Source organism: Burkholderia ubonensis, assembly GCF_902833085.1.
Lineage (GTDB): Bacteria > Pseudomonadota > Gammaproteobacteria > Burkholderiales > Burkholderiaceae > Burkholderia > Burkholderia ubonensis.
Map to the genome: position 1 here is coordinate 1 of NZ_CADFEB010000037.1, position 369 is coordinate 369.

Sequence of the window (369 nt, forward strand, 5' to 3'; positions counted from 1 at the left end):
GCGCGTCGCGGTGATCTTCGAAGCCGACGACGGCGCCGTCACCCGCGTCACCTATGCCGACCTGCTCGCGCGCGTGTCGCGCTTCGCGAACGCGCTGAAGCAGCGCGGCATCGGCCGCGGCGACCGCGTCGTCATCTACATGCCGATGTCGGTCGAGGCGATCGTCGCGATGCAGGCCTGCGCGCGCATCGGCGCGACGCACTCGGTCGTGTTCGGTGGCTTCTCCGCGAAGTCGCTCAACGAACGGCTCGTCGACGTCGGCGCGAGCGCGCTCGTCACCGCCGACGAGCAGCTGCGCGGCGGCAAGACGCTGCCGCTCAAGAGCATCGCCGACGAAGCGCTCGCGATGGGCGGCTGCGACGCCGTGAA

General features: G+C 71.0%; 1 protein-coding gene. It reads left to right on the forward strand.

Annotation, left to right across the window (positions count from 1 at the left end; genetic code table 11):
* Positions 1-369: AMP-binding protein (locus tag HWX31_RS34715; RefSeq protein ID WP_175934027.1), on the forward strand; the 369-nt coding region annotated here is incomplete at both ends.